The sequence below is a fragment of the Winogradskyella sp. Asnod2-B02-A genome, assembly GCF_045063645.1.
GTDB lineage: Bacteria > Bacteroidota > Bacteroidia > Flavobacteriales > Flavobacteriaceae > Winogradskyella.
Window position 1 is genome coordinate 259437 of the sequence record NZ_JBEFOG010000027.1, and the last position, 25383, is coordinate 284819.

Annotated in this window: 24 protein-coding genes; 16 read left to right on the plus strand and 8 right to left on the minus strand. The window is 34.1% G+C overall.

Annotated features, from left to right (window positions below):
• Positions 1-4 precede the first annotated feature (4 nt).
• Positions 5-5425, plus strand: a complete 5421-nt coding sequence (locus ACJJVO_RS09275) for a CUB domain-containing protein (protein ID WP_405573194.1) — start codon at positions 5-7, stop codon at positions 5423-5425.
• On the opposite strand, the gene ACJJVO_RS09280 is transcribed toward ACJJVO_RS09275, so the two are convergent.
• Positions 5415-5744, minus strand: a complete 330-nt coding sequence (locus ACJJVO_RS09280) for a hypothetical protein (protein WP_405573196.1) — start codon at positions 5742-5744, stop codon at positions 5415-5417. The genes ACJJVO_RS09275 and ACJJVO_RS09280 overlap by 11 nt on opposite strands.
• A gap of 49 nt (positions 5745-5793) precedes the next feature.
• On the opposite strand from ACJJVO_RS09280, the gene ACJJVO_RS09285 reads away from it, so the two are divergent.
• The 5 genes from ACJJVO_RS09285 to ACJJVO_RS09305 all read left to right on the plus strand — a co-directional run bounded on the left by ACJJVO_RS09285 (position 5794) and on the right by ACJJVO_RS09305 (position 10881).
• Positions 5794-5955 (plus strand): DUF5522 domain-containing protein, encoded by a 162-nt coding sequence (locus ACJJVO_RS09285; RefSeq protein ID WP_161624671.1) that lies wholly within the window; start codon positions 5794-5796, stop codon positions 5953-5955.
• Positions 5955-7955 (plus strand): urocanate hydratase, encoded by a 2001-nt coding sequence (locus ACJJVO_RS09290; protein ID WP_405573199.1) that lies wholly within the window; start codon positions 5955-5957, stop codon positions 7953-7955. The genes ACJJVO_RS09285 and ACJJVO_RS09290 overlap by 1 nt, the downstream gene beginning before the upstream one ends.
• Before the next feature lie 27 nt (positions 7956-7982).
• Positions 7983-8531, plus strand: a complete 549-nt coding sequence (locus tag ACJJVO_RS09295) for a DUF4136 domain-containing protein (RefSeq protein ID WP_405576924.1) — start codon at positions 7983-7985, stop codon at positions 8529-8531.
• Positions 8532-8650: 119 nt separating this feature from the next.
• Positions 8651-10552: a SulP family inorganic anion transporter gene (locus tag ACJJVO_RS09300; protein WP_405573201.1), complete on the plus strand. Its 1902-nt coding sequence runs from the start codon at positions 8651-8653 to the stop codon at positions 10550-10552.
• Positions 10553-10689: 137 nt separating this feature from the next.
• On the plus strand, positions 10690-10881 hold the full coding sequence (locus tag ACJJVO_RS09305; RefSeq protein WP_020895249.1) for a cold-shock protein: 192 nt from the start codon (positions 10690-10692) through the stop codon (positions 10879-10881).
• 61 nt (positions 10882-10942) lie between these two features.
• On the opposite strand, the gene ACJJVO_RS09310 is transcribed toward ACJJVO_RS09305, so the two are convergent.
• Positions 10943-11269: a DMT family transporter gene (locus ACJJVO_RS09310; protein ID WP_405573205.1), complete on the minus strand. Its 327-nt coding sequence runs from the start codon at positions 11267-11269 to the stop codon at positions 10943-10945.
• 138 nt (positions 11270-11407) lie between these two features.
• Between ACJJVO_RS09310 and dnaG the strand changes: the two genes are divergently transcribed.
• Positions 11408-13372 carry a DNA primase gene (gene dnaG / locus ACJJVO_RS09315; RefSeq protein WP_405573208.1) on the plus strand — a complete coding sequence of 655 codons (1965 nt, stop codon included), beginning with the start codon at positions 11408-11410 and terminating at the stop codon, positions 13370-13372.
• Between the two features lie 5 nt (positions 13373-13377).
• Here dnaG and ACJJVO_RS09320 read toward each other — a convergent pair whose 3' ends face one another.
• Together ACJJVO_RS09320 and nadE are read right to left on the minus strand one after the other, a co-directional pair.
• Positions 13378-14007, minus strand: a complete 630-nt coding sequence (locus tag ACJJVO_RS09320; protein ID WP_405573210.1) for a response regulator — start codon at positions 14005-14007, stop codon at positions 13378-13380.
• Between the two features lie 137 nt (positions 14008-14144).
• Complete coding sequence (gene nadE / locus ACJJVO_RS09325; protein ID WP_405573213.1) at positions 14145-14933, minus strand: NAD(+) synthase; 789 nt, start codon at positions 14931-14933, stop codon at positions 14145-14147.
• An 85-nt stretch (positions 14934-15018) separates the two neighbouring features.
• On the opposite strand from nadE, the gene gldB reads away from it, so the two are divergent.
• Positions 15019-15981, plus strand: coding sequence for a gliding motility lipoprotein GldB (gene gldB, locus ACJJVO_RS09330; RefSeq protein ID WP_405573216.1), 963 nt, complete (start codon positions 15019-15021; stop codon positions 15979-15981).
• A complete protein-coding gene (gldC, locus tag ACJJVO_RS09335) occupies positions 15981-16316 on the plus strand; it encodes a gliding motility protein GldC (RefSeq protein ID WP_405573219.1) in 336 nt (111 codons plus the stop codon). The genes gldB and gldC overlap by 1 nt, the downstream gene beginning before the upstream one ends.
• Positions 16317-16416: 100 nt before the next feature.
• Here the strand turns inward: gldC and ACJJVO_RS09340 are convergent, their stop codons facing one another.
• The 3 genes from ACJJVO_RS09340 to ACJJVO_RS09350 form a co-directional block, all read right to left on the minus strand.
• Positions 16417-17403 carry a hypothetical protein gene (locus ACJJVO_RS09340; RefSeq protein ID WP_405573222.1) on the minus strand — a complete coding sequence of 329 codons (987 nt, stop codon included), beginning with the start codon at positions 17401-17403 and terminating at the stop codon, positions 16417-16419.
• Positions 17404-17666: 263 nt separating this feature from the next.
• Positions 17667-18437, minus strand: coding sequence for a hypothetical protein (locus tag ACJJVO_RS09345; protein WP_405573224.1), 771 nt, complete (start codon positions 18435-18437; stop codon positions 17667-17669).
• A 385-nt stretch (positions 18438-18822) separates the two neighbouring features.
• Positions 18823-19515 carry a hypothetical protein gene (locus ACJJVO_RS09350; protein ID WP_405573227.1) on the minus strand — a complete coding sequence of 231 codons (693 nt, stop codon included), beginning with the start codon at positions 19513-19515 and terminating at the stop codon, positions 18823-18825.
• Between the two features lie 133 nt (positions 19516-19648).
• On the opposite strand from ACJJVO_RS09350, the gene ACJJVO_RS09355 reads away from it, so the two are divergent.
• Positions 19649-20272 (plus strand): DUF4230 domain-containing protein, encoded by a 624-nt coding sequence (locus tag ACJJVO_RS09355; RefSeq protein WP_405573230.1) that lies wholly within the window; start codon positions 19649-19651, stop codon positions 20270-20272.
• Between the two features lie 2 nt (positions 20273-20274).
• On the opposite strand, the gene ACJJVO_RS09360 is transcribed toward ACJJVO_RS09355, so the two are convergent.
• Positions 20275-20583 (minus strand): rhodanese-like domain-containing protein, encoded by a 309-nt coding sequence (locus ACJJVO_RS09360; protein WP_405573232.1) that lies wholly within the window; start codon positions 20581-20583, stop codon positions 20275-20277.
• Between the two features lie 113 nt (positions 20584-20696).
• On the opposite strand from ACJJVO_RS09360, the gene ACJJVO_RS09365 reads away from it, so the two are divergent.
• From ACJJVO_RS09365 to paaD, 6 genes are all read left to right on the plus strand, one after another.
• Positions 20697-21266, plus strand: a complete 570-nt coding sequence (locus ACJJVO_RS09365; RefSeq protein WP_405573235.1) for a TetR/AcrR family transcriptional regulator — start codon at positions 20697-20699, stop codon at positions 21264-21266.
• Between the two features lie 68 nt (positions 21267-21334).
• A complete protein-coding gene (locus ACJJVO_RS09370) occupies positions 21335-22408 on the plus strand; it encodes an FAD-binding oxidoreductase (RefSeq protein ID WP_405573236.1) in 1074 nt (357 codons plus the stop codon).
• 108 nt (positions 22409-22516) lie between these two features.
• Entirely contained in the window at positions 22517-23473 is a 957-nt protein-coding gene (gene paaA / locus ACJJVO_RS09375; RefSeq protein WP_405573237.1) for a 1,2-phenylacetyl-CoA epoxidase subunit PaaA, read from the plus strand.
• An 87-nt stretch (positions 23474-23560) separates the two neighbouring features.
• Entirely contained in the window at positions 23561-23851 is a 291-nt protein-coding gene (gene paaB, locus ACJJVO_RS09380; protein WP_178985816.1) for a 1,2-phenylacetyl-CoA epoxidase subunit PaaB, read from the plus strand.
• A gap of 146 nt (positions 23852-23997) precedes the next feature.
• Positions 23998-24753 carry a 1,2-phenylacetyl-CoA epoxidase subunit PaaC gene (gene paaC / locus ACJJVO_RS09385; protein WP_405573240.1) on the plus strand — a complete coding sequence of 252 codons (756 nt, stop codon included), beginning with the start codon at positions 23998-24000 and terminating at the stop codon, positions 24751-24753.
• 126 nt (positions 24754-24879) lie between these two features.
• A complete protein-coding gene (paaD, locus tag ACJJVO_RS09390; protein WP_405573243.1) occupies positions 24880-25380 on the plus strand; it encodes a 1,2-phenylacetyl-CoA epoxidase subunit PaaD in 501 nt (166 codons plus the stop codon).
• Positions 25381-25383 lie beyond the last annotated feature (3 nt).

Here is a 25383-nt window from a genome sequence, read left to right on the forward strand (position 1 = left end):
CACTATGAAAAAAACATTACTCATACTCACACTATTTATGGCTATTAATTGGTCATTTTCTCAAGGCACAGATATCTTAAGTGCTGAACAGTTTTGTTCTGGTAGTTCACAATTAACATTTAATAATGTATATGGTGGCACAGACTCTACACCTGTTGGCTGTTTAGGCTCTATACCAAATGCCAGTTATTTCTATATGGTGATTGATCAACCTGGAGATTTGTATTTTGATATCGACCAAGAAGATCTTTTGGGCAATCCTATTGATGTCGATTTTATTGCTTGGGGACCGTTTACAGATATTAATGATGCCAATACAAACATTAGCTATACAGACTGCGCTGCCTGCCCAAACAATACCACAGATCCAACATTTTACCCTTATGCCACAGATACTATAACAGATTGTAGTTTTGATATTGCTCCAACCGAGTTAATGAGCATTTTAAATGCATTACCTGGACAAGTTTATGTGGTACTAATAACTAATTTTGATGGTGATGAAGGAATTATTAACTTTCAGCAAAGTGGAGGTGGTGGCACCACTTCCTGTTTATCCTTACCTGTATGTGGTAATGTATATATTGATGCAGGAGGAACTACTAATAATTATGCCGGTGATGAAACCACAACAATAACCCCTTATTTTGCAGGAGGAACAGTTACTGTAGATTTTACAGTTGTTGACATTCCGGATGCTGGAGATGTGTTAACCGTATATAACGGCCCTGATAATAGCTATCCTGTTTTGGGTACAGTAACAGGACTGCCAGCCATATTCACATCCAGTGTTGCAGGAAATCCTACAGGAGCTATAACTTTTGAATTTATAAGTGATAACGATGGCAATGTTGGTAACGGCTGGGAAGCCGATATAACTTGCGACCCACCACCACCTCCACCATCTTGTGGTGAAACTTTTTATGATAATGGTGGTGCAGGAGGCAACTATGTGGCTAACGAATCTCAAGTAGCAAACATCTTACCAGATACTCCTGGCGATATTATAACCGTAACATTTACAGCATTTGACACCGAAAGCGGTAATGATGTTTTAACTGTTTATGATGGCCCTAACACCACCTATCCTATAATTGGAACGTATTCTGGCTCTACTATTCCTGGCCCTTTTACGTCTACTGACTATTCTGGAGCACTTACATTTGTATTTACGAGCAACAATAGCGTACAAAGCAGTGGATGGGCAGCAGATATTACCTGTTTCACACCACCAACGTGTGGTAATACATTTTATGATAGTGGAGGACCAAGTGGAGATTATATCTCTAATGAATTAGAAACCACCACATTTTTTCCAGACACACCTGGAGACGCTGTAACAGCTACATTTACTGCGTTTTACACTGAATTTATAGATGATCTTTACGTTTATGATGGACCTGATGATACCTATCCACTCATTGGTGTATTTACAGGAACTACAATTCCTGGACCTTTTACATCTACAGATGCTTCAGGAGCTTTAACCTTTGTGTTTGATAGCGATGGCTCTGTTGAATACAGTGGCTGGGAAGCAAATTTAACCTGTAGCACACCGGTTTGTGGCAGTACAATTTATGACAGTGGTGGCTCTGGTGGAAACTATGCTTCAAATGAAACCACATCCACCACCTATTATCCAGACGCCTTTGGGGATTTAGTAAACATAACTTTTACTGCATTTAATACCCAAAACGGCACAGATACATTAACTATTTATGATGGCCCTGATGACACATACCCTTTACTGGGTGCGTTCTCGGGAACAACAATTCCTGGACCTTTTACCGCATCGGATTTAACTACAGGTGCGCTTACCTTTGTTTTTACTAGTAATGGCTCGGTTGAATCTAGTGGTTGGGCAGCTGATATTACTTGCGTGGCACCTCCAAGTTGTGGCAGTACATTTTATGATAGTGGAGGCTCTTCAGGAAATTACTCACCATCTGAATTAGAAACTACCACCTTTTTTCCAGATTTTCCAGGAGATACTGTAGTCGCGACCTTTACGGCTTTTAATATTGAAAATGGATATGATGATCTATATGTCTATGATGGTCCTGATGACACCTATCCTTTAATTGGAATATTTACAGGTTCAACAATTCCGGGTCCGTTTACATCTACCGACCCCTCAGGAGCCTTAACTTTTGTATTTGATAGTGATGGATCTTATCAATTAAGCGGTTGGGCAGCTAATATTACATGTTTTACACCTATCTGTGGTACTACGGTTTACGATAATGGAGGTTCTAGTGGAAATTATATAGCTAATGCATCGGAAACAACCACCTACTATCCTGATGCTGCTGGTGACTTAATAAACATAAACTTCACAGAATTTAATACAGAAAATGGCACTGACGAATTGAGTATATATGATGGTCCTGATGCCACCTATCCTTTACTTGGTACGTTCTCGGGAACAACAATTCCTGGCTCTTTTACATCTTCGGATTTAACTACAGGTGCGCTTACCTTTGTTTTTACTAGTAATGGATCTGTACAAAATAGCGGTTGGTCCGCTGATATTACTTGTATACCACTGCCAGATTGCGGTAGTACATACTATGATAGTGGTGGCTCAGGTGGAAATTATTCCGCAAATGAATTAGAAACTACCACGTTTTTTTCTGGCAATCCTGGAGATGTTGTGGTAGCCACTTTTACCGCTTTTAATACAGAACTTGGATATGATTATCTTTCTGTCTATGATGGCCCTGATGACACTTACCCACTTTTAGGTGTTTTTTCAGGAACCACAATACCAGGTCCATTTACATCTACTGATGCTTCAGGAGCCTTAACTTTTGTATTTGATAGTGATGGATCCTCTCAAAGAAGCGGTTGGTCAGCTGATATTACTTGTGTAAACCCTTGTAATTTAATTATCACAGATATAGCATATCCTTTAGGTGCTGATGATTGCTCACTAAACTATGTTGAACTCACAACTAATGCACCGATACCAGCTGCAACAAACACATTATTTTCCGAAAGCTTTAATGGAGGTACTTTTCCTACTGGATGGACAACTAGCAATGGAGCCGCTAGTGCAGACTGGATCATATCAAGCACAAACAACGCTGGAGGTACAGCAAATGAAGCCATGTTAGATTGGATAAGCGGATTTGATATAGCGACTTGGTCATTAACGTCACCACAAATAAATATCACAGGTGAAACTAACATTCAGCTTAGCTTTAAACACGATTTGTGGCAGTATGGGACTGATTTCACCTTATTTATTGAAACCTCTATCGATGGTACCAACTGGGTTACACAATATACGCATGCCAATCCACCTGATTTTAACGAAACCAGAAATGTTGATATTTCTTCAGTAGATGGTAACACTATACTTTATATACGATTCCGATTTACAGGTGACACAGGTGACTTGTTCAATTGGTCAATAGATGATATCGTTATAACTGCAGACGGTATACCATCTCCGCCAGAAGTAACTTGGTCTCCTATTAGCGGCTTATTTACAGATGCCACACTAAGCACACCTTATGTTGCAAGCACCTATGCTGGAACCGTTTTTGCCGCACCAAACGGAGTACAAGTGTATACCGCAACGGATTCTAACGGATGTACAGATACCGTGACTACAACTTATCTTAAAAAAATATGGAATGGTTCGGTTGACGATAATTGGTATGTAGCCAATAATTGGACACCTTCAGGAGTTCCTACCATTGATAATTGCATTGAAATTCCGGATAACGCTTTGGTGCCTAATTATCCCATTACAGATAAATTTCAAACACCACCACCAATTCCTCCACTACCAGCACAAGCGAGAAATGTTACCCTTTTAGATGGTGCCTATATAGAAATTGAAACCAACACCGAACTCATTATTCAGGAATGGTTAGATGTTCAAGGCTCTGCTATTTTTAACCTTAAAAGTAGTGCTAGCTTAATTCAAATTGAAGATACTGCAACTAATACTGGAAATATACATATGCAACGCTCCCCAAACTTTGATGGCAGTGCTATTGCAGGCTCAGAATATGTGTATTGGTCTTCGCCTGTAGATAATTTTCAAGTAGGAGCTATTTCTCCAGCCTCAGCACAATTGTACTATTGGCAAGCATCTGTAGCAGGAAATGGTGCAGGAAATCATGGCACGTGGTATGGAGCTTCTGGCACAATGGAAGATGGAACAGGTTATATTGTTAGAGGTTTAGCAGGCACACCAACTACAATACCTACAACTGCTTACGCTGTACCTAATAATACAGCACTCTTTAGTGGTGTCCCTAAAAATGGTATCCTTACAAAACAAATATTTCATGGAGGCTATGACGGAGGACCTTATGCAGGTATTGGTAACACAGCCACAAATGAGGATGACAATTGGAATTTAATTGGAAACCCCTACCCTTCTGCCATCTCTGCAAATGCTTTTACCAACCTAAACACAGCCATTAATGGCACCATTTATCTTTGGGATCATAACGGAGCAGCCAGCACTATGGTAGATCCATTTTACGAAGACTTTGTATATAATTACGATAATAATGATTACATAGAACACAACAACACAGGCTCCAATCCGCCAGGTACTAATGATTTATTCATTGCTTCTGGTCAGGCGTTCTTTGTATTAATGAATCATAGTGCAACTTCTGGATCTAATGTAACATTTAACAATAGCATGAGGCAAGCAATATCTACCTATAACAATAATGCTTTTGCCAGAAATAGTGAGACTGAAGAAAGCCAAAACTATAACGAAAAACACAGAATCTGGTTAGATTTATTATCACCAAATAATGTTACCAATTCTATATTGGTAGGGTATGTACACAATGCAACCAACAGTTTTGATCGCTTATATGATGGCTATGACTTTAGTAGCGGTGACAACAGTGGCTTTTATTCTATTTTAGACAATGAAGGGTTATCCATACAAGGTAGAGCACTCCCTTTTTCACAAGAAGACTTGGTGCCTCTAGGTATAATTGCAAATGAAACAGGTAGCCACACCATAACTATAAATACTTTAGATGGCTTATTTTTAAACGAAGCCCAAAACATTTATATTGAAGATACCGAACTAAACATTATACATAATATTCGCACATCACCTTACCAATTCACAATTGATGCAGGCACACATAACGACAGATTTATTTTAAGGTACACAAACAGCAACCTTAGCATAAAAGATTTAGATATCATTTCTGGTATTAAAGTATTTGAAGAAAATGATCAATTGGTAGTCACTTCTGAGCAAGGTACTATTGAATCTATAGATGTTTATGACATTTTAGGACGAACGCTTTTTTATAATCACTCAATTAACCTTGACAGATATCCAATTTCAGAAATTAGTCCAAAAACAGCGACATTGTTATTAAAAATAAAGCTTGTTAACGGACAGCAGAAAATAGCAAAAGTTATTTTCTAAAATAATTTAAAGCATTGTATTTAGGCCTCGATTTTAAATAATCGAGGTCTTTTTCGTTGCTATAAGCCTCGCGCTCAAACGAAATATTTCTATACGCCAAATCCCAGTTTCTAAATTGAATCAATCGGAATAAGAATTCAAGTGTATACATAATAAAGAATGGAATAATAAGTAATTCCAACTGTTGCTTTAGATGAATTTTTTCATGATTAATGAGCACCTTATTTTCTTTTAAACTTTTGGTTTTTAAAACCATAAATGGAAACAGGGTAATTCCTAAATACCCTTTTGGCACTATATATTTTGAAATCAATATCATGGTTTATTCGTTTCAAAAATCAAACCAAATTACATTATCTTTGTTAAACATGAAGAAATATGTCCCAATTGAAGATGGTGATTACTACTTAACACCAGAAGGTTACCGCTGTTTTACAGAACAATATCATTTAAAACGCGGTTATTGTTGCGAAAGCGGCTGTAGACATTGTCCGTATGGATTTAATAAAAATACATTAAAAAAAAAGTAATGCAGACTACAACTTTATCATTTAAAGATCAAATACTAGAAGGTATTCCAAATATTTTACCAGAACCAAAACCTTTTGAAGCAAACATCAACCACGCTCCAAAACGAAAAACAATTCTATCTAAAGCCGAAGAAAAATTAGCTCTAAGAAATGCCTTACGTTATTTTGATAAGAAGGATCACAAAACCTTATTGCCAGAATTCAAGAATGAACTAAACACTTATGGTCGTATCTACATGTATCGCTTAAGGCCAGATTACAAAATGTATGCCAGACCAATTAGTGAATATCCTGCAAAATCAACGCAAGCAGCAGCTATAATGTTAATGATTCAGAATAACTTAGATTATGCGGTTGCACAACATCCACACGAGCTTATTACTTATGGCGGAAATGGTGGAGTATTTTCTAATTGGGCACAATACCGCTTAACGATGAAATATTTAGCAGAAATGAACGATAAGCAAACGTTAGCGATGTATTCTGGTCATCCTATGGGTTTGTTTCCTTCACACAAAGAAGCACCTAGAGTTGTGGTTACAAATGGCATGATGATTCCTAACTACTCTAAACCTGATGATTGGGAAAAATTTAATGCTTTAGGAGTGACTCAATACGGACAAATGACTGCTGGAAGCTACATGTATATTGGACCACAAGGCATAGTGCATGGCACAACCATAACGGTTCTTAATGGTTTTAGGAAAATAAAAAAAGAGCCCAAAGGCAACTTATTTGTAACCTCAGGATTAGGAGGTATGTCTGGCGCACAACCCAAAGCCGGTAATATTGCTGGCTGTATTACAGTATGTGCAGAAGTAAATCCTAAAATCACACAAGTTAGACTCGATCAAGGCTGGATTGATGAAAAAATCACAGATTTGGACGAATTGGTTAATCGTGTTAATAAAGCCAAAGCAGAAAAAGAAACCATTTCTATCGCTTACCTTGGAAACATCGTAGAAGTTTGGGAGAAATTTGACCAAGCCAATATTTATATTGATTTAGGTAGTGATCAAACCTCACTACATAATCCATGGGCTGGAGGCTATTACCCTGTTGATATTTCATTTGAAGATGCCAATATCATGATGGCAAACCAACCCGATTTATTTAAGGAGAAAGTACAACAAACCTTACGTCGCCATACAGCTGCAATAAATAAACATACGGCAAAAGGCACTTATTTCTTTGATTATGGTAACGCCTTTTTATTAGAAGCATCTCGCGCTGGTGCAGACATTATGGCTGATAATGGTATTGACTTTAAATACCCTAGCTATGTTCAAGATATTATGGGTCCTATGTGTTTTGATTATGGCTTTGGCCCATTTAGATGGGTTTGTGCTTCTGGCAAACCTGAAGATTTAGCCAAAACTGACGATATAGCATGCAAAGTTTTAGAGGACATAAAAAAGAATTCTCCTACAGAAATACAGCAACAAATGGCTGACAATATTCAGTGGATAAAAGGAGCACAAGACAATAAACTAGTAGTAGGCTCCCAAGCCCGAATACTATATGCTGATGCAGAAGGTAGAATGAAAATTGCTGAAGCTTTTAATAAAGCCATTGCAAATAACGAAATTGGAACAGTTATTCTGGGAAGAGATCACCATGATGTATCTGGCACCGATTCTCCATATAGAGAAACTAGTAATATTTACGACGGCTCAAGTTTTACTGCAGACATGGCCATTCAAAACGTTATTGGAGATAGCTTTAGAGGTGCTACTTGGGTGAGTATTCACAATGGAGGAGGCGTTGGCTGGGGAGAAGTCATTAATGGTGGATTTGGTATGGTTCTTGATGGTACTATAGAAGCATCTAATCGTCTTAAACAGATGCTATTTTGGGATGTTAATAACGGAATTTCAAGACGAAGTTGGGCTAGAAATGAAGGTGCTGTTTTTGCAATAAAACGCGCTATGGAAACAGAGCCTAATTTAAAAGTAACCTTGCCAAATTTCGTTGATGATGATTTATTAGAACATTTATAATTAAAAAAAAGCGATATGAAAAATTCAATGAAACCACTTAAAGTATTACCTGCCTTAATTTTACTATTGGTATTAACATCTTGCAGTTCTGTTAGAGTTGCAACGGATTACGACAGAGAAGCGAATTTTGACAATTACAAGACCTTTGCATTTTTTAAACCTGGAATTGACAAAGCAGAAATTAACGATCTTGATAAAAGACGAATACTTAGAGCTATTGAGGCCCAATTAATGGCCAAAGGTTACACCAAATCTGAAAACCCAGATATGCTAGTAAGCATATTTACCAAATCTAACCAACGTGTTGATATTTATAACAATGCTTGGGGCAATGGTGCTTGGGGTTGGGGAGGCTATGGTGGTTGGGGCTGGAGATCTGGCTGGAACAACAACCAAGTATCAACCACAACGGAAGGCGTATTATACATTGACCTTATAGATGCACAAAAGAAAGAACTCATCTGGCAAGGTTCTGGAACGGGTAATCTTGAAACTAGAAATGTAGAAAAGAAAGAAATTCGCATTAACGAATTTGTAACAGAAATGCTTATGCAATTTCCACCAGAAAAAAAATAAACCGGAATAGGATTCAATAAAGAGCATTGGGAAACCAATGCTTTTTTTGTTTAATTAATTCAGGCTTTTTAGGTTAAATTGAAAAAGGTTATCTTTGCCGCCTTTTAATTTGAAGAATTATGATGCTAGGCAAAAATACTATTAAAAAAATCACTCAAAATCCTAAAAATGATATCCTCGCAGGTATAACCGTATCATTAGCAATGATTCCAGAGGTTGTCGCTTTTGCTTTTGTTGCGCAAATAAGCCCAATTGTCGCTCTTTTTGGTGCTTTTATAATTGGTATAATTTCTGCTCTTTTTGGTGGTAGACCAGGTTTAATTTCTGGAGCTGCAGGTGCTGTTGCTGTAATTTTTGTTCATATGATACAAGAAGGACACGCTAAAGGTCTTTTGTTTGACACACCTGTTGAGAACATGGGTTATTTCTATTTACTCGCGGCTGTTGTTTTAATGGGAATTATTCAAATTCTAGCTGGTGTTTTTAAGCTTGGAAAGTTTGTACGTTTAATTCCACATCCTGTAATGATGGGATTTGTTAACGGATTAGCCATAGTTATTTTCATGGCGCAATTGGGCATGTTTAAAGAAAATACAAAGGATATTTTTGGACAAAACATGCGTAATACCGAATCTAAAGAACTAGTCTATAAGGTTAGTAACAACTCGGTAAAGGACTTAATTTCTGATACTGAATTATTTTTTATTCAAGGTGAAAATGTAATTAACAAAAACACAAACAAAGCTGTTTTTGTTATTGCTGACAATCAAGTTTATGATATTAACACCAAAAAAGTAGTGTTCAACTTTAATGATAATGGCTTCTATTCCGTAACGGATAATGGAGTTGTAAAATCTATAATGCAAGGCAATAAGTTATATATAATGATAGGCCTTGTATTGTTAACCATGTTCATTATTTGGGGTTTACCAAAATTAACAAAAAAATTACCAGCTGCATTAACCGCGATTTTAATTGTGACTTTAATCTCAATTTTTGGAGGTCTACAATCTATAAATGTCGGAGATTTTATTAGAGATGGTGGAGGTGCTGGCTTAAATGGATTTGATGAATTATCTAGCAAACTTAATCTATTAGAACTTTGGAGTCATTTACCATTTAATTTAGACACTTTAAAATTTATTGCACCTTATGCATTCTTAGCTGCATCTGTAGGTTTAATAGAAACCTTAATGACTATGAATCTCGTAGATGAATTAACAGACTCTAGAGGCGATGGTAATAGAGAATGTATAGCCCAAGGAAGTGGAAATATGCTGAGCGGTATCTTTGGTGGTACTGGTGGCTGTGGAATGATTGGACAGACCGTAATAAACATTAACGCAGGAGGAAGAGGTCGCTTATCTGGTGTTATGATGGCATTAACTTTGTTAACTTTTATTCTATTTGCAGACAAGTATATTGAGCAAGTGCCAATCGCTGCTTTAGTAGGTGTAATGTTTATGATGGTTATAGAAACTTTTGCTTGGTCTAGTTTCCGTATTATGAAAAAAATACCAATGTCTGATGCCATTGTACTTATAATTGTTTCTATCGTAACTGTTGTCTTTGATTTAGCAATTGCTGTATTTGTTGGTGTTATTATTTCAGCATTATCATTTGCTTGGGAAAATGCGAAGAGAATTAGAGCTAGAAAACGATTTAAAACAGATGGCACAAAAACTTATGAAATTTGGGGACCATTATTCTTTGGAAGCATCACCTCTTTTAATGAGAAGTTTGATATAAAAAACGATCCAGATATAGTAGAGATTGATTTTGTTGAAGCCAGAATTTCAGATCATTCAGCCATTGAAGCTATTTTTATTTTAGTGGAAAAATATCAAGCTATCGGAAAAACCATTAAACTAAAACATTTAAGTGAAGATTGTAAAATTTTACTTTACAAAGCCAATCCCAAATTTAAAGATGTCATTGTTGAAGCAATTGATGACCCACGTTACCATTTAGCTGAAAACCCAGAAAAATTTACGAAGCCATTATCTGAATACAATATTTAATTCAGTCTAACTGTTGAAATTATAGACTAAGGCTTAGACTGTTAACCAAAATAACTTCATTAAAAAATAAGCACTTTAAAATAATTGATATTCAACTATTTAGATTATATTTGCATCTTAATTTAATATATTTTAATATGAGTACTGGTACAGTAAAATTTTTTAATGACTCTAAAGGTTTTGGATTCATAACAGAAGAAGGAAACAACAAAGAGCATTTTGTACACATTTCTGGTTTAGTCGATGAGATTAGAGAAGGAGATAATGTAGAATTCGATTTAGCAGAAGGAAAAAAAGGATTAAATGCAGTAAATGTAAAAGTTATATAATTATATACCTTTCAATCTTTTTAAGAATAGAGCCTATCTTTAGATAGGCTTTTTTTTGTGCTTAATTAGACACAAATTTTAATCCTACAATAGACACAATTAATGTGGTAATAAAAAATAATCGCCAAAATGTCGCTGGTTCTTTAAATACAAGTATTCCAACAAGGACCGTTCCTACAGCGCCAATGCCTGTCCAAACTGCATAAGCTGTTCCTATGGGTAATTCTTGAGTTACTTTTACTAGCAATAACATACTAATAGACAAGCATATTAAAAAACCTACATACCAATAAGTAACCTCAATTCCCGTAGCTTCTCTAGCTTTACCTAAGCAAGCCGCAAAAGCAACTTCAAATAAGCCTGCTATGATTAGTAAAATCCAATTCAATTTTTAATAATTCGTTGGTTCATTAATGCTTCAAGCGAATTTCGTGGTTTTATATGAGATAATCAAATTACTTTTCCCGATTAATTTTTAATACGATTTGATTTGTATTAAATTTACAAGCTAGTTAAAATTCAAAATTTGATCTCACAAAACTCCATAGCACACGTATTTGAAACCGCTCGCGTAGAAGAGGTTATTGGCGATTTTGTTCAACTTAAAAAATCGGGAAGTAATTTTAAAGGCTTAAGTCCGTTTAGTGAAGAGCGCTCTCCTAGTTTTATGGTCTCTCCAGTAAAGCAAATTTGGAAAGATTTCTCAAGTGGAAAAGGAGGAAATGCAGTGACATTTTTAATGGAACATGAGCATTTCACCTATCCAGAAGCTATAAAATATCTCGCCAAAAAGTACAATATTGAGATTGAAGAAACCGAACGTACAGACGAGGAAAAAGCGCAAGCTGACACTAGAGAGAGTTTATACTTAGTTAGCGAATATGCCAATACTTATTTTCAGAAAATATTACACAGTACCAATCAAGGTAAAGCTATTGGCTTAAGCTATTTTAAAGAGCGTGGTTTTACAGAAGAAACCATTAAAAAGTTTCAGTTAGGCTACTCTTTAGATGAATGGCAAGCCTTTACAGATGATGCTTTAGGCAAGGGCTATAATATCAATTTCTTAGAGCAAACGGGATTAACTATTGTTAAAGGAGAAAAACGATTCGATAGATTTAAAGGTAGAGTGATGTTTCCTATTCACAGTATGAGTGGAAGAATTCTTGGCTTTGGTGGTAGAATTTTAGTAACTGATAAAAAAGCTGCTAAATACCTAAATTCACCAGAAAGCGAAATCTATCATAAAAGCAAGGTATTATATGGTTTATTTCATGCCAAACAAACAATTGCTAAAGAGGATAATTGTTATTTAGTAGAAGGCTATACAGACGTAATTCAGTTTCACCAAACTGGTATTACAAATGTGGTATCGTCTTCTGGGACCGCTTTATCTGCAGATCAAATTCGTTTAATTAATAGACTTACCAATAATATTACAGTACTTTTTGATGGTGATGCAGCTGGTATAAGAGCCTCTATTAGAGGTATTGACTTGATTTTGGAACAAGGTGTTAATGTAAAAATCTGTACGTTTCCCGATGGAGAAGATCCTGATAGCTTTTCTAAATCAAATACATTAGAGGAACTTACCGAATATCTCAATGATAATTCTAAGGATTTTATTCAATTTAAAGCTTCGTTATTAGTAAAAGAAGCTAATAACGACCCTATCAAAAAAGCTGAAACTATTCGAGATATTGTAAATAGTATTGCTAAAATTCCTGATCAAATAAAACGAGAAATCTACGTGCAAGAATGTGCTCGTATTATGGATATAAGCGAAGAGGTACTGTTTAGTACTTTAGCGCAGATTAATAAAAAAGAAAGCCAAGAGGATAACAAAAATTATAAACAAGACCAAAAAGCATTTCAAGTTGTTAAAAGCGAACCTCAACCTAAGCAAAAAGTAGATATTCAATTTGAATTAGAACGAAAAATTATTGAAATTTTGATGCTTTACGGAGATAGAGTTGAGCAATTTGAAGATTTAATATTAACCGAAGACGAAACCTCTAAAGAATTAGTATTAGAACCAACAAAACATGAAACACGCGTATTTGAAAAAGTGTATTTAGATCTTCAAGAAGATGAAATGCAATTTTCAAATCCACAATTTAAAGCCCTCTACTACTCTATCATTGACAAATTGAATCAAGATGAAGACTTTTCTACTAAAAACTTCATCAATCAATTAGACCAAGATTCTGCAAGTACAGTAACTAGTATTTTAATGGAGGACGAACGCTACAATCTTCATGATTGGGAACGCAATCAAATTGTACCAAAAGAAAAAAAAGATTCTGTTTCTCAATTAGTAAGTCAAACTATTTTAAGCTTACGTTGTCATTTAATTGACCAAAAAGTTGCGGAATATAAAAATGAGACCTTAAACGAAAATGCAGATACACGCACCATAATGGAAGATGTAAAAGATTACGTTGGTCTTAAAATGTTATTATCTCGTAAATTAGGAAAAGTATTAAGCTAATTATATTACGTTAAGTTATGATGCTTAGCTTGATGAATTAAATCTACAATATTAGTTACATTAAGCTTTTTAAACAAACGCGCTTTATAAGTACTCACTGTTTTTTCGTTAATATCTAATTCTTGTGCAATTTCTTTATTTTTTCTACCTATAGAAAGTAGCTTTAAAACTTCAACTTCTCTAGTGGATAATTTTTTAAACATTCGGCTTCTGCTTTTTCGTGTATCTTCATAACGAAAATGTTTATCCATTTTTTCACTAAGTGATATTTCTCCTGCACTAATTTTTCGCACAGCAGCTTCAATTTCATCCACTGTAGCGGTTTTATTTAAGTAACCTGAAGCTCCTGCCTTGAGCGTGCTAATAGCGTAAATTTCTTCTGGTTGATGACTAAACATCAAAACATTTACAGACTTGTTTTCTTTTTTAATAGCTCTTAGTGCTGTAATACCATTAAGCTCTGGCAAATCGATTTCTGATATAATAACATCAACATTGTGGTGACGTACAAATTCAAATATCTCAATTCCACTGCTTAAACTGCCAATAACTTTAAAATCTGGCTTACTATTTAATAATAATTCTAATCCAGTTCTAACGATAGGATGACTGTCAACAATCAAAATATTTATCATGACAATTGTATTTTTGGTTTTCGGTTAGGGTTAATAATTTACAATTAAAAGCGTAATTGAATACAACGTAGAGAGTTACATGCAAAAATAGTTAAAAATTAAATAAATTAGCTGTTTTATTTTCTAAAATGCAATTATTATTTTAAATTATTAGGAATTTCGCAAACTGGTATGGGATTCATTTTGTGTTTGTTTGATGTGTTATAACGCATAAAAATTTCAAATACCGTACGCTTTCTACCCTCAAAATCTTCGACTGTTTTACCCTCGTCTTTCATTTGCATTGCCCACTCTAATTCTGGATAAGATGCTCCAATTTGATCTTCATCACTTCGTGCATCACCAAACAATCCATCACTAGGAGCTGCTTTCATAATGGACTCTGGCACATCAAGGTATTTACCTATACTATAAACTTCAGATTTCATTAAGTCTGCTATTGGACTTAAATCTACTCCTCCATCACCATATTTAGTATAAAAACCAACGCCAAAATCTTCCACTTTGTTACCTGTACCAGCAACTAAAAGTCCTAAAAGACCTGCATGATAATATAAAGTAGTCATTCGTAAACGTGCTCTAGTATTGGCTAAAGCCATATCTACTGTTGCTTGCTTACCTTCTAAGCTTACTTCTGTTTTAAATTCTTCAAAGACAGGAGTTAAATCTACCACTTTGTCTCTTACATTAGGAAAACGCTTTTTTAACTGCGCTATATGCTCTTGTGCTCTAGTCACATGGCTCGCTGCCTGATGAATAGGCATTTCTACACATAAAAGATCTAAACCCGTTTTAGCACAAAGTGTTGAAGTTACTGCCGAATCTATTCCACCAGAAATACCAATAACAAAACCATTGACACCAGCTTTTGTAGCGTAATCTTTTAACCAATTCACAATATAATCTACGACCTTTTCAGTTTGCATAATTTTTGAATTTTTAAAACAAAGAAGTGTACCTTTGCACAACAAAAATAACAGAATCAAGTTAGGATTAAAAATGTTTTGCCAAATGCATATCAAATTTTACGTTTTATTAATAGTCGGATTTATACTTCTATCTTGTGATGAGGAGTCTAAAATTGAAAAAGAAATTGCAAATATTGAAGCAGATTTTAACGTAGAACGTTTTGATAAAGCTTTCTCAAAAGCACAACCTAAAGATTTAAATAAATTAAAGAGCGCTTATCCTTTTTTATTCTCTAAGCATGTACCAGATTCTATTTGGATTCAAAGAATCAATGATACCATGCAAAATGCATTATTAACAGAAGTACAAGATAAATTTTCTGATTTTAGCACCTCTAAACAAGAGCTTAAAGGCCTATTTCAACATTTAAAGTACTATGACAAAACGTTTACTACACCACGCGTAATTACGCTTACTAACGATGTTGCATATAGAGACAAAACTATTGTGAATGACTCTTTAGTTCTTATTGCATTAGATAATTATTTAGGTGCAGAACACGAGTTTTATCAAAATATCCCAATGTACATAACGGCTAATATGCAAAAGAGCCAAATAGTACCTGATGTAGCAAATGGTTATGCTAAAAAATACATGTTTCAAACCAACAGAAAAACGTTGTTAGATGAAATGATTTACTTCGGAAAACTACTATACTTTAAAGATCTAATGATTCCGTTTAAGTCGGATGCAGAAAAAATAGGATATACAGAAGCTCAATATAAATGGGCAGAAGCAAATGAAAGCCCTATATGGAGTTATTTTATTGAAAAAGAACTCTTATATAACACAGACCCTAAATTGCCAAATCGTTTTATTGCAGATGCTCCATTCTCTAAATTTTATTTAGAATTAGATAATGAATCGCCTGGACGTTTAGGTCAGTATTTAGGATGGCAAATTGTAAAAGCTTATGCTGAAACAACAGGCGAAGACCTTATGAAAATAATGCAGACTGAACCAGAAATTATATTTAGAAAATCGAAATTTAAACCCAAAAAATAATGTCTAAAGTTATAAAATCTAAAATCGTATTAAACGTAGAACTTGATGAAAACCGAGTACCAGAAAAGCTAAATTGGTCGGCACAAGATGGTAATGTAGACAACGAGGAAGCTAAAGCCATAATGTTATCGGTTTGGGACAGTAATGCTCAAGAAACCTTAAAAATAGACTTATGGACTAAAGATATGCCTGTAGATGAAATGAAGCTCTTCTTTCATCAAACTTTAGTAACCATGAGTGATACATTTTTAAGAGCAACTCAAGACGAAAAAATGACAGCAACTATGAAAGATTTTTGTGATTATTTCGCTGAAAAATTAGAACTTAAAAAGTAATTATATTACGTCTCTTTTAATAACAGAAAACAAAAAATCTCAGATTAATAATTAATCTGAGATTTTTTGTTTTCTAATGATGTGGCAATAGCTAACGTGATTATAAATCACTTGCCTCTGTTTCATTTACCTTTTTATAATAAGGCTTCATCTTAAAACTCTCTGAAGCAACTTTTGTAAAATCGGTTTTATTTAATCTTTTATGTTCTACAAATTTAGGTGGATCATATACTGTCCAAACTGTAAGTTCATTTAATCGACCTGCTTTTGTTTTCATGTCAATTTCAATCTTTCTAATCATTCGGTCAACAGTTTCTTGATCTCCTAACTTTTGTATCTTTTGTGAACTTTGACCATTATTAATTTTGTACTCCACCCAATAAGTACTAACGATTCTATTTGCTCTAGCTGCATCCACGACTCTCGTTGATCTTTTAGGTTTGGTGGTAGTAGGCTTTGCTTTTGTGTTAAACAGTGATAAGCTACTCTTTTTAGGCTCTTTAGCTACAGTAGGCTTAGGTTTAGGTTCTGCTTTTTTACCAGCCACTGCTAAATCTGTCTTTTTAATATTACTTTCCTCACCAAATATGTCATTATTTAGTGGAGGTACATTTTCTGCTACAATTTCAGCTTCTTCCTCTACCTCTATTTCTAATGTTTCTATTGATGGTTCAATACTAGCTACAACTTCCTTTTTAGGTGCTGTCTTTTTACCAAAAAGGTCTGAGCTATCTGCAACTAAATCATCTTGTTTAGGTAAATTAAAAGACTCGTTTCGTAATAAGGTAATAACAATTAACTTATCACTTAGTAAAGCTTCAACAATATATCGTCCAACAGGAATATCAGCAATAGGAATTACGGCATCAGTATCTCTTACTTTTATAACGCGCTCAAAGTCATCATTAAATATTACCACTTCGTAAACTGTGCGTTCACATTTAAAAATTATGCTATCACCAGCTTCGTTAAGGTTATGTTTAAGCTCATTAGCTCTAACATTAACATTTTGAAATAATGTTGATTTTTGACCATAAGTAATGGTCGTCAAAAGTAAGAATACAATTGTGTGTAGTAGTCTTGTCATAAGTAGGTTTTTTGTTTTGGGGAAACAATTTTTTTTCACAAGGAAAAGGCAAATATGTACAATTCCTTGTTAAAAACAAAGATATAAGTATATAATTCTGCAATTTTATAATTTAGATACATAACCTATTTCCGTGGTTAACATGCATTAACACTCGATGTAAAACAAAAAACGCGGCACAAAAAGACGACTCTAATATAGAACTCTCGAATTAAATTAAACTGAGTGCTTTAAATGAAATTTTAACAATAAAACACAGACTGTTAGAGGTTTGCAACTTTAGCATGTGTAGAATAATACGGTGTTGTATTAAACAAATCTGATGTTAATGAATAGAAAAAATTAGGATTGGTCATTTGATGCTCCATGAACTCTGTAGTATTATAAACCTCCCAAACCGTTAATTCATTTAATTTACCTGACACACTGTTTAACTCTTGTTTATGCTTTAAAATCACTCTTCTTACAGCATCCTCTTCCATTAACTTCATAGTTTTGCAAGACCCACTTTCATTATTAACCTTGGCTACCACCCAATAGAATTTTGGGTTTTTCTTGGTTTGTTTTTTAGCGTTAGAACCCGTTAAGATGAATACGATACTTTTATTGGGTACAGTTTTTATCACATTTAAGGATTCATCTAACATCATACCTTTTCCTTCTGCTACAGTATGGTTATTATCTGACAATTCAGAATTTTCTTCGTAAAGATCAATATCGTAGCGCATCAATCCCATAATTATATTTTTATCAGCCAATTTAACTTCAACAACAAATTTACCTTCTGGTATATGTTCTAATGAAATTTGAGCCTTATAACCATCTATAAGAACTATTTCTTCAAAATCTTCATTAAAAATTTCAACATGAAGTATCTTAGTTTCAGATGCTAATAATAGACTATCCTTAGTTTGGTTTAAAACATGCTTTAATTCTTTAGCTTTTGGATTGGTATTTTTAATTAAAGTAAAGTTCTGACCATAATTAAATAAAGTCGAAAATAAGATAAGTAGAGTGCATATGTTCTTTGTCATAATAGTCACTTTTAGATTAGAGGGAATTACAGAAACACATTGCTTAATGTAGCTATATTTACTTGCAACTAAGACTAAGTTATAACCTTACAACAGAATTATTATAAATTTAAGATATGTTGCATTTTTTATAGACAATGCACGCTCATACACGACATATGGTAAAAAAACAGGATTTAATTATGCCTAAATTAGCGTGTATACATTTGTAAATGTATCAAATCAACTAGGGCAAAAATATTAGTTAGATTCATAATTACATTAACTTCGTTTGGATAATTAATTCACCTGTAAAACCTCTAAAATTGTCTTTATATATCTATTAGAAGGCATACTACATTACTATAATTACCTGTGCAAATGTAACTATTGGATATAACTTAAGTTAAATAGAATAATGGTTAGATGAGTAATAAGGCACAACATTAAAGGCCTTCGATTCCGAAGATTTAAAATACGAAGGGTTTTTAAACTGGTTACGCATAAATTGAGACATATTATAAACCTCATATACAACCAATATATTGTTCATGGCGATTGCTGTGTTTAATTCTGCTTTATTCTTGGCGATGAGTCTAGAGACCTCATCTTTATTTCTAAAACTCATCGATTTGGTAGATCCTGAACCTGTAATACTCTCATGTACAACCCAAAATCCAGTTCTTTTTTTAGTTGACTTTTTTACTGAAGTATTATTATCGGAATTTTGATCTTTACTTGCATTTGCTACGATTATGGATTTTTCAGAAATTTCAGTAGCTTCACTTTTCACTAAATACATAACAATCCATTTACGCTTTAATCTGGCTTGTATAATAAATTTACCTACTGGTAAAATATCAAGACCAATTGTAGATTCATTGTTATTTACGCTGATGCTGTTCGAATAATTTTCGTTAAATATATCAACCTGGTAAATAATTTTATCGCTTTCTAAATTTAAACTATCTCGATTTTCATTAAGACTTTGTTTTAATTCTCTAGCTTGGTAATTAATGTTTTTTTGAAAAGTTATTTGCTGACCTTGTATAAAAAAGGAAGAAATCAATAATATTAATGAGGGAAAAAATTTGTTCATTACGTTTGTTGTGGATTTTATTAAATTTTAAAAGGATTAATTAATTCGAGCATCTCAATATTTAGACACCTTCAATTCAATTCAGTCACATTTATATAGATGTTAAATTGAAGATTTTGTTTTAAATTAGCGCATGCGAAAAATACTATTTGGAGTCATTATTACATTAGTTGTCTTATTCACTTTTAAATATTGTGGAGACAAACAAGAAGATAAAATTGTGCTTAAAGAAAGTAGTGCTTTAATACAAGAGCAGATTAAAAATGTTGGCAAGCTAGTTGTTACTGAAGGCCATTTTAGTGAGGTATTTACCTATAAAAACTCAAAGGAAATTTTTGGAGATTACTTATCTGCCGAGAAAAAAGCCATTGTAGTCGTTAATGCAGATGTTACTGTAGCATACGATTTAAGTAAAATTGAATACAAAATTGACGAAGCCACAAAAACACTTCAAATCATAAGTATTCCTAAAGAAGAAATTAAAATTAGTCCTGAATTTGAATATTACGATATGCAAGCAGATTTTCTAAATCAGTTTGAAGCCAAGGATTATAACGACATAAAGGATACTGTAAAAAAATCTTTGGCAAAAAAAATTGAAGCATCCGATTTAAAATCTAATGCACAAAACCGATTAATTAGTGAGCTTTCAAAATTCCTTATACTTACCAATTCTTTAGGTTGGACCCTACAGTATAATGAAAGTACAGTTCAAGAATTAAATGAACTTCAGAATTTAGAAGGCATTCTATATTAGGTTTATCCCAACTTACGTTGTAAACTTCCTATGCCTCCACCATTAATTGCATCAACACCGTTCTTTTTCAATAAACTTGTTGCACTACCAGAACGCATACCACTTGCACAATAAGCTATAACAGGCTTATTCAGTTTTTTAATCTCATTAATCCTATTTCCTAATTCCTGAACTGGAATATGCTTAGCATTTTTAATATGACCACCTTGATATTCGCTTTTTGTTCTCACATCTAATATCACAGCACCTTTTTCAATATATTCTGCAACGTTATCCGTCGATTTTCCAAATAAAGCATTAAATATTCCCATAGTATTTATTTTTTGTCAAAATTCCGAAAAGTATTAAGAATCAAACGTAACCAAAGTTACACTATAAATCTGTTCAACTAAAAAATCTTCTTATTTTAGTGCTCAACATACTTATGAAAACAGAAACAAGACAACAAGAAATAATAAGAGTAGCAACCAAGCTATTCAAAGAAAAAGGTTACAGCGCAGTAACTATGCGCGATTTAGCCAAAGCGATGGGTATTAAAGCCGCAAGCCTCTACAATCACATTAATTCAAAGCAAGACATTTTAAATACAATCATTATTTCGTTAGCAGAAGAATTTACAGAAGGCATGAAACAAATAAGCGCATCTAATGACACTTGTATTGAAAAACTAAAAAAAATTATTGAATTACACGTTAATATATCTAGTAAAAACAGCTACGGAATGGCATCCTTAAATAATGATTGGATGCATTTAGAAACTCAAAAAAACTACTACAAAAAACTACGAAGCGATTACGAAAATGATTTTAAAACCATTTTAGAAGATGGTATAAAAGCAGGCCAAATAGTAAATGTAAAACCAGATGTAATGATGTTTTCAATTTTAACCACCTTGCGCTCACTCTACATTTGGATTCCAAAAAAGGAAGATCTTAACCTTAATGAATTCTCAAATACCCTATATCAAATCTTGATAAAAGGCATTAACAAATAATTTAGATTTTATTTTATAACTTTGTCAAACAAACTAACAAGTGTTAGTTTACTCGTTAAGTATACTATATGGCAGATTTTTATAATATAAAGATTGCAAACATTTATAAGGAAACAGAAGACACATCAGTTATCACTTTTGCTATCCCAACAGAATTGCATGAATCATTTAAATTCAGACAAGGCCAACACCTTACACTGAAGGCAGATATTAAAGGAGAAGATGTACGTCGTTCATATTCCTTATGTTCAAATCCAGCAGATAATATTTGGCAAGTTGCAGTGAAACAAATTCCTGGAGGTAAATTTTCTACATATATAAATGAAGAATTAAAAACAGGAGATGAACTAGAAATCATGGCACCAAGTGGAACTTTTGGTATTTCCGTAAAGCCAGAAGCTTCTAAAAATTATCTCTTTTTTGCTGCCGGAAGTGGTATTACACCTGTACTTTCCATGATTAAAGCCCATTTAGGACAAGAACCAAATGCCACTTGTAAACTGTTTTATGTTAATAAGACTGCAAAATCTATTATCTTTAAAGAAGAACTAGAGCAGCTTAGAAATAAATACTTTGGAAGATTAGAAATCTATTATTTCTTAACTAAAGAAAGAAGAGATATTGAATTGTTTAATGGACGGTTTGACGATGAAAAAATGGAGGTTTTAACAAAGACTTTTATTGATATTCCAGACACAAGTGAAGTCTTTCTTTGTGGACCTGAGAAAATGGTAAATTACGTTAGTGAGTATCTTATTAATGCAGGCTTACCAAAAGAATTAGTTCATTTTGAGTTGTTCGTAACCGGACTTTCAGAAGAAGACATAAAACGTGCAGAACGATTAGCTCAGCAAAATGTAGAAGGCATTGAAGTCAAAATAGTTGATGGAGGAAAAGAATTTTTATTCACCATGACTAAAGAATACGATAACATCTTAGATGCTGCCCTAGGAGCAGGTGCAGATTTACCATTTGCTTGCAAAGGAGGTGTTTGTAGTACTTGCAAATGCAGAGTCATTGAAGGTGCTGTAGAGATGAAGATTAATTATGCGCTAGACGATAAAGAAGTTGCACAACAATTGGTATTAAGTTGTCAAGCAGTACCAACAACAGATAAAGTTGTGGTAGACTTTGATGTTTAAAAAAGACGTGTTATTCCTTTCAATTCAGGAATTTGAAAAACATATTGAATAAGAAAAATTAAGTTCAACATGCTAAAGGCCAAAAGCCAATAGCGAATAGCTATTATGATGAGTGAAGAACAAATTAAAAATTTAGAAGCACAATTTGAAGCACGAATTGCTCGTGACGAAAAAATTGAACCTAAAGATTGGATGCCAGAAAAATATCGTAAAACGCATATTAGGCAAATGTCGCAACATGCACATTCTGAAATTGTAGGTATGCTTCCCGAAGGTAACTGGATCACAAGAGCACCATCTTTAAGACGTAAAGTAGCACTTTTGGCTAAAGTTCAAGATGAAGCTGGTCATGGGTTATACTTGTATTCAGCTACTGAAACTTTAGGGATCTCTCGCGAAGAAATGTATGAGCAACTGCATACTGGTAAAGCTAAATATTCTTCAATATTTAATTACCCAACAATAACGTGGGCAGATATGGGAGCGATTGGTTGGCTCGTAGATGGAGCAGCAATTATCAATCAAGTACCACTTTGCAATACATCTTATGGTCCTTACGCAAGAGCAATGATTCGTGTGTGCAAAGAAGAAAGTTTTCATCAGAGACAAGGTTTCGAGATTATGATGAAATTGGCAAATGGAACACCAGAACAAAAAGAATTAGCTCAAGACGCTTTAAATCGTTGGTGGTGGCCAAGTCTTATGATGTTAGGCCCAACTGATGCAGAGTCTATTCACACAGAACAATCCATGAAATGGAAATTAAAACGTAAATCAAATGATGACTTACGACAGCAATTTATAGATCAAACCGTACCTCAAGCTGAGTTAATCGGACTTACCATTCCTGATCCAGATTTAAAATGGAACGACGAAAAAGGTTGTTATGATTTTGGAGAAATAGATTGGGACGAGTTCTGGCAAGTAGTTAAAGGTCATGGACCAATGAATAAAGAACGCATGAAAGCAAGAGTTGGTGCATGGGAAAAAGGTGAATGGGTTAGAGATGCAGCAATGGCATATGCAGAGAAGAAACAAGAAAGAAAACAAAAACAAGCAATTTAATTATCCTGTCAGGTTTTAAATACCTGACAGTTATAAATAACTCAAGTTTAATAAATAAGATACCTGCTTTCGCAGGCATTAAGAATTATGTCTGATAAAAAAAACTGGCCACTTTGGGAAGTCTTCGTAAGAAGTAAAAACGGATTAGAACATCGTCACTGCGGAAGTTTACACGCAGCAGATGAAGAAATGGCATTAGAAAATGCACGCGATGTATACACTCGAAGAAGTGAAGGTGTAAGCATTTGGGTTGTAGAATCTAAAAATATTACAGCATCAAATCCCGAGAATAATGGTGAGATGTTTGAACCAGCTCACGATAAAGTATATCGTCACCCAACATTTTACGATTTACCAGACGAGGTAAAACATATGTAATTTGGGCAAAGCTCAAATTACAATTCCCACGAAAGTGGGAAACTCATCAATTGAACCTAAATGTTATTCTGAGCAAAGCGAAGAATTTCAATAATGAAATAATAAATGTTTAATTAAAAAGATTCCCACTTCCGTGGGAAGTAAACATGAAAAACGAAAACTTATACAATTACATCCTAGGCATCGCAGACAATAGTCTAATTCTCGGTCAAAGACTAGGAGAATTAACAGGTCATGGTCCAAGTTTAGAAACAGATATTGCTTGTACTAATATCTCATTAGATTTATTTGGGCAAGTAAGAAGCTATTTTCAGTATGCAGCAAAAATTGCTGGTGATGATAGAACAGAAGATGATATCGCCATGCTACGTAAAGAGCGCGAATATAAAAACGTATTGTTGGTAGAACAGCCAAATACAAATTTTGCCTACACTATAGCGCGTCAATTTTTATTCGATGTGTACCATTTAGCATTTCTTGCCGAACTTCAAAAAAGTAAAGACTTAACAATATCTGCAATTGCCAATAAATGTATTAAAGAAGTGAGTTATCACGAGCGTTTTTCTTCAGATTGGGTAAAGCGATTAGGCGATGGCACTCCAGAAAGTAAAGCAAAAATGCAAGAAGCCATTAACGATTTATGGACATATACTGATGAGTTATTTCATCAAACCGAAGCAGATAAATCCATGGTTTCAGAAGGTATTGGTGTTGATGTAACAATATTAAGAGCGGCATATTACCAAAATGTAAATGACCTTTTAAAAGAAGCATTTTTAGAAATACCTGAATCTAAGTATTTCCAAAAAGGTGGCAAAGAAGGCATTCACACGGAACATTTAGGCTATTTATTAAGTGAATTGCAATATATGCAACGCACGTATCCAAACATGGAATGGTAACAAATTCCTTTGAAAAAAGGAATCTCATAAATGAAAACAAAATGTCACTTCTAGTGATTCCGATGTTTTATCGGAATCGTATCGAGAAGTAATAAAATAAGATTCCCGTTTTCACGGGAAATAAACATGACAACAACAGAACAAAATATAGACGAAACCTTAATTCCAATTCTGGAAAAAGTTTCCGATCCAGAAATCCCAGTATTATCTATTATGGATATGGGAGTGGTACGTTCTGCAGTCATAGAAAACAATATTGTAAAAGTCGAAATCACACCAACCTACAGTGGTTGTCCTGCAATGGATGTGATTGGCGAGGATATAAAATTAGCATTAAAACAAGCCGGATACGAGTCTAAAATTGAATTGATTTTACATCCTGCTTGGACAACTGATTGGATTACACCAAGAGGTAGAAAAGCATTAGAAGATTACGGAATTGCAGCACCTTTAAATGCAGAAGCAGATAAAGAGGTTTTACTAAACGGAAAACGATTAGTAAAATGTACTAATTGTGGTTCCACAAATACAAGATTAGTAAGTCAGTTTGGTTCCACAGCATGCAAAGCACAATTTCAGTGTGACGATTGCCAAGAACCGTTTGACTACTTCAAGTGTTTAAAGTAGAGT